Genomic DNA, 5,692 nt, shown 5'->3' with positions numbered 1-5,692 from the left:
AGAAGGAGATGCATGCAAATAGCATGGGAGATTTGTCATCGGTTCAGAAAATGGCTTGCTCAGCCTGAACCAAGACCCAATCTATTATTGGCTACGTTCCCAACCCTTTAGGTTGAGCAGAGTTGGTTACTATGCACTCCGCCTGAGCCAGCCCCATAGCCCTCCACGAGATGCAGTAGCGAGTGCCTGCCACTTATCTCGTTCGTCCCTTAGCTCGGTAGAGCGCCGCTGTTCGGCTTCTAAGACAGCTTGGAGCGTATCGACTCGTACAGCCTTGGTGCGCTCTAGATCGCGCTCTGCCTGAAGCTCTGTGGTCCGTTGGCGTTCAGCCTCAAGGATGGCCTTGAGTACGTCCACCTGGGCCGATGCCTCTCGCTCTAGGTCACGTTCATTCGTCATGCTGACCAGAGCAGCCTTGGACTCGGATAGCTCCCTTTCCAGACGCTCAATGTGCTGCGTCAGGACGGCGGTAGCTGCAAGGAATGCAGGCAGCTCGGTGTCACCCCTGTCACCAGTGTCATCACTAGGGACGGAGGGAGTGACATCACCAGGGTCGTCATCGGTGTCGTCACTAGGGCTGTCACCGGTAGGACGTCTCTCGATCTCAAGCCTTTCAATAGGGACAGCTACACGAGCCTTCCCATCGTTACCGGGTGTCTTCTGCCATCCTCGTCTAATGGCAAGCCGCTTGGCGCTCGCAGGGGCTATCCCTAGAGCGTCAGCTAACTCGGCATACGTAAGAAGCTTCGTATCCACGTCCGTCACCAGAGGCGTCGCCAGTGACATCAGAGGGTATCCCCGGTGTCATCACCGGTGACAGTATGGCCTAGGGAACAGTTAAAATTCTGTTCTCGCCCTCATGCCTGAATCTCAGGCTAGGCTCATCATGTCGATCTCAAATGCCTCATAGTGAGTCCATCCAAGTACTTCAACAACTTCAAATGCTAAATTCTTATCTCTATAGGCTGAAAGTGTAGGCCATTTCGTTGACATACCTTCGAAGCAATCTGTAACAGATTTGCTAAAGCTACCTTCTTCCCAGTGAAGTGCCTGATTTCGAGCTTGCCAAATGACGCTACTCAAGGGCGCGCCTTTCAGGTTCGGGCCTGTAGGAGCATCTGACAGTTTTCCATGAACTATCGAAATGCCTTGCTTAGCAAGCTGTAGCACCGTTCCAGACAAAGCGGCGCGGGAAAACTTACGAGCCTGAAGTACGCTTTCTTGTTCCTTGTGAAAGGCTTCTGCATTGAATCGTTCTTTGTCTACTCCAAAATATGTTTCCCAATGCAACCCAGTTGCCATAGTGATATCGTCAATATCATCTGAATCAGCTATTCGCTCTGCACGCTCATAATCCCTATGAGTCTGCTTGGTAAGCCTGTCTAACGTAGCCTTAGAAATCTGTACTTGCTTATGCTCTTCCCATATAGCCTTCAGACTGATTTCAGCGGCATGCTTTATTTCGGCTAGGTAAGATTGCATGTTCATCGGAAAGCCCCCCGGCCTGATTGTTGGTATCTCTGAGCGCACCTTATCGGATTTGACGAACGGGGCAGCTTGGTGCCGTATGCCACGTTCCGGATGCTCGTTAAGCACGAGTCGCTGGACAGGCAGAGGTACAGAACGACCGCAGTAGGACCTTGAAACGACAACGGCCCCACCCCGGCAAGGGTAGAGCCGTCAAATCGCATAGTGTGCTCGGAGAACTCGAAGGCCTCCAGCACATCATAGCTCCACTCAGGAGTCAATCGAGAACACTGTTTCTCGAAGCGATGTCGCTTGGGCTGAAACGGTCCCAGATGGGACTAGGACATGCTCGCAGAGCAGATACAGACGGCTGCGCTGAAGCCGTTACAGACACGACCTCTGATCCAAGGCCGGGTACGATCCGTCAGAAGGGCCTTCGCTCCTACTGAGCTATCGGGCTCGTACCAGCTACCAAGAACGATACACGACAGGCTTGCAGCCACTCTGGCTTCGGTACGGAATAGGGAGGCAGCGTACGCTCTGGCCCTGTTCCTCGGTCGCTATTGGAGTTCACCGGCACGGATCGTGACAGCCTTCCCGGTAGATCGGAGAGCGTTAGCAGAGCGAGCTGCGAACCTCGATCTCACAGAGGGACAGATACGGGGAGCCCTACGGACCTTAGAGGCGATCGGCTTCCTGGATCGTACAGAAGCTGCACCTGGTTCTCGCTACAAGCCTACCGACGAGGGGCTGCATCGGAAGCCGGTCCTCTGGCGTTTCGGGGGCGAGTTCCTGGCAGGCTTCCTGGCCGCGAACAAACGCGCTCAGCGGGGCAAGGAGCGGCATTCAAGGCGTTCGGGGTACTCGCGGTGCCCTGAACCGCTGAAGCCCGTCCTGGGGCAACCTCATGGATCGGAGCGCCTGAGCGGAGCGAGACCGCCAGAGAGCCTAGGGCTTCCTCGATCAAGCCTCTTAAGTCGCCCAAAGATAGAACCTCTCTTCGAGAGGTATTTTCGGGATACGAAGCAGGAAGAGCTGCCGGTACAGAGATTGCCAGATCGGACAGAGCCTCAGTCGAAACTAGAAGCGGCCTTGGATGCATTGAGACAAGCTATCCTAAAGGATCAGAATTAGAAAAAATAAATCAATACAGAATGAAAAATTATGACAGATTTTTCCGTGAGGGTATCTAACAGATACACTGAATCAAAGTCCCCATAGCCGCCCTTACAAGAAACTATATCAGTATACAGACATATGATACTTAATACAATTCATCAGATGGTTAGCCTGAAGCCCTTACCTTTTAGGGTGTATCTGTCTTAGCTCCATTCCTTGAATGACACCCGGATACTGATCTATTGATGCAGACTTGGTACGATAGTCCATCCCTTCATATGTGGAATTAGAATGGGATTAGAACTAAGATACCCTCTGGTATCAGTTTCCAAGATACAGATAGTAAGAACTATAACATACCTTAAGCAGAAATACTCCGTAGTAAGAATTTAGTAGAACTACTCCGTAGTAATATACATTGTAGAATGGTATTGTACTCTTATATCTTTATAAGATAATATCTCTAGTATCTATTACTAGGTATCTATGTACTAGATCTTTATCTGGGTAGGATACAGGTATTTATAGTGTTTAGTAATAAGCTGTCTCTAATTAAGCTTTATCATTGACGGGTACAGACTTGTTCCAAGTTAGAGACAGCTTATTACTAAGAGCATTAATCCGTCGGGTTGGTTCAGTATGGGTATGCTCCTAAGAGACTACCTCCGGGTTGGTTCATAAAATACCGGTTTACAATCCATAACAGACTGACTAGGTGTGAACCATTCATACCAGACCGGATCACTTCTCATGTTCGTCAGGGCCTACCTCAGAGCCTCCACATCAGAGCAGGATGCAGAGAGAGCCAGGGAGCCGCTACAGGAGTTCGCTACAGAGCGAGGCTTGTCGGTTGCCGCTTGGTACACAGAGAACGAGTCTGGATCGAAGCTCGCTAGGCCAGAGCTATTCCGGCTCCTAGCTGATGCTCAGCCTGGGGACGTGCTCTTGGTAGAGCAGGTGGATCGCCTATCGCGTCTCACGTCCTCAGACTGGGAACGGCTCAAGGCAGAGATCGCTAAGCGCCGGGTACGGATCGTAGCTCTGGACCTGCCTACCTCGTGGTCCCTAGCGACAGCTACAGCCGACGAGTTCACGACGCGCATGTTCGAGGCCGTGAATGGAATGCTCTTGGACATGCTCGCAGCCGTAGCTCGTAAGGACTACGAGGATCGCCGCAGACGGCAGGCTCAGGGGCAAGCCAAGGCAAAGGCTGAAGGCAGGTACAAGGGCCGTCCTGAGGATACCAAGCGGAACGCTGGCATTGCCGACATGCTCGCTAAGGGCGTGTCATGGACTCAGATACAGGCCGCTACCGGATGCAGCCGGGCTACGATCGCTAAGGTCTCTCATCAGGCCAAGGCTCTACAGACCGTCGCAAGCCTGTAGAGCCGGTGTCATCGGGCTTGGGTCAGATCCTGACACCTCGATGGAGCTTACAGACGAACACGCAGAAGCGGCGCAGACGCGGCCGTCGGAAATCCTGCTCTTTGATGCTGAATAGCTGTACGGCCCTTTGGTCTCGGACCTTATGGGAGCCTAAGAATTCAAGCTCAAGAGCAGGACCCTTTGTAAGCTTACGAAGAGCAGTCACAGAGTTCCATGTGCTAATGATAAGGCACAATTCGTCTGCGTATTCATCCTCTTCCTCGTCTAGCATTGAGATAGCAAATTCGCAGAGATTTTGCTCTTTAGGTACGGTCTCTAAATCAATATCAAACAGGCGCTCTGCAACCATATCAACGAGATTTGATTTATCATATATCTTGGTACCAACTACTTCACTATCCTCTATCATGAATGCGTAGCCCTCTATACCAGGGAACACGGGAGGCATAGGAGATAATAGGTAAGTTGGGATATCTATCGTTTTTTCGATATTGTACGAAACAGGCAGATTGCTGCTAACGTTGGTAAGCTCAAGCATCATTCCTCGCAGGTTACGGGACAGACGGTCCTCAGATGCCTGTACAGACGTAGGTGCAGATGGCACGTACAGATGATAGGATCAGAAGTATCGTCAGATGATTACAGATGGTAGGATCAGATTTATTGTATAGATTACTGCATGTTTATCTTGCATACGGCTGGATTAATTAAGCTTAAACTTGAATTCGTCAAGAGATAATCTACGCGAGGCATGCGAATGCAGCGCCGGTCAGCGAAAACGCCGACAGCGGGAGGAGGGCGGTCAGGAGGAATGGGCCTAGGATCGCCTAGGAGCTTCACCAGGGGCGTTGACGCTTAGGGATGGCGGATGGGCACCGAAGGTGCTTACTGCCTTCTGGCGGGCTCCCTAGGCCACCGGCTGATACAGCATGAATGCTGCGGCGTGGCCTGAACTCGCACAGGAGGAACAGGAATGCGCTGGCTTGCTGAAGGACGGGTCATTCCTGAACGAGTAGATCTAAGCCTTGATCGTATCGCACTAGGTGTACCGTGGTCTGATGGTAACATACTAACAGTATCCATACAGATTATAAAATCAAAGATATTCATACATATAGAATCAGAGTCCGATATCGTTATTCAGGATATTAGAAATGTGTTGTTTAATATAGTCGGAAACATTATTAATAATGCGGGGTTTTATTTCGTATTGGGAATATCATATGAAATAGACTCTATTACTCATATCGGAAGACAGCAAACATCAGTATTTGGTGTAGAAGGTTTTGTGTTTGACGATAGAACAGAGTTTGGTGATAGGCTAACATTTATTCCAAATGATTATGGCGCCCATGATCTTGATCTAGAATTAGCAATAAATCCAATCATAGCAAGGTCTTCGTTCGAGTTGCGGAATGCAATTCGATACCCTGATTTCACAGCTCTTCATTGCCGATTAGCAATAGAAACTATTCGTAATGCATTTGACGATGCTAACGAAACAAATGGTTGGAATCAGTTGCGGAGCAATTTGAATATTAACCGGGATACTATTCAGTCTTTCTCGGATGTAGCTACAACTCAGAGGCATGGCCGGAACATGCCACAAACCTGGGAGCAGAGAAGGAGATGCATGCAAATAGCATGGGAGATTTGTCATCGGTTCAGAAAATGGCTTGCTCAGCCTGAACCAAGACCCAATCTATTATTGGCTACGTTC

At 50.0% G+C, this 5,692-nt stretch carries 4 protein-coding genes; 2 read left to right on the top strand and 2 right to left on the bottom strand.

What is annotated here, in order from left to right; translation table 11 throughout:
* Positions 1 to 870: 870 nt before the first annotated feature.
* Complete coding sequence (locus ASF57_RS25810; RefSeq protein ID WP_156376152.1) at positions 871 to 1,488, bottom strand: hypothetical protein; 618 nt, start codon at positions 1,486 to 1,488, stop codon at positions 871 to 873.
* 1,848 nt (positions 1,489 to 3,336) lie between these two features.
* Between ASF57_RS25810 and ASF57_RS14470 the strand changes: the two genes are divergently transcribed.
* On the top strand, positions 3,337 to 3,972 hold the full coding sequence (locus ASF57_RS14470) for a recombinase family protein (protein WP_056484651.1): 636 nt from the start codon (positions 3,337 to 3,339) through the stop codon (positions 3,970 to 3,972).
* A 22-nt stretch (positions 3,973 to 3,994) separates the two neighbouring features.
* Here the strand turns inward: ASF57_RS14470 and ASF57_RS25805 are convergent, their stop codons facing one another.
* A complete protein-coding gene (locus ASF57_RS25805) occupies positions 3,995 to 4,510 on the bottom strand; it encodes a hypothetical protein (RefSeq protein ID WP_156376151.1) in 516 nt (171 codons plus the stop codon).
* Between the two features lie 435 nt (positions 4,511 to 4,945).
* Between ASF57_RS25805 and ASF57_RS25800 the strand changes: the two genes are divergently transcribed.
* The coding region (locus ASF57_RS25800) for a hypothetical protein (RefSeq protein ID WP_156376150.1) at positions 4,946 to 5,692 on the top strand (747 nt) is incomplete at its 3' end.

Origin of the sequence: Methylobacterium sp. Leaf117, assembly GCF_001422985.1 — a bacterium.
In the GTDB taxonomy this organism is placed as follows: domain Bacteria; phylum Pseudomonadota; class Alphaproteobacteria; order Rhizobiales; family Beijerinckiaceae; genus Methylobacterium.
The sequence above is the reverse complement of the archived record's forward strand: the minus strand, read 5'-3'. Positions and strand labels throughout refer to the sequence as shown.

Excerpts from the sequence above, each read along its gene's own strand:
- ASF57_RS25810 (WP_156376152.1), bottom strand. The coding sequence starts at position 1,488 with ATGAACATGCAATCTTACCTAGCCGAAATAAAGCATGCCGCTGAAATC.
- ASF57_RS25805 (WP_156376151.1), bottom strand. The coding sequence starts at position 4,510 with ATGCTTGAGCTTACCAACGTTAGCAGCAATCTGCCTGTTTCGTACAAT.
- ASF57_RS14470 (WP_056484651.1), top strand. The coding sequence starts at position 3,337 with ATGTTCGTCAGGGCCTACCTCAGAGCCTCCACATCAGAGCAGGATGCA.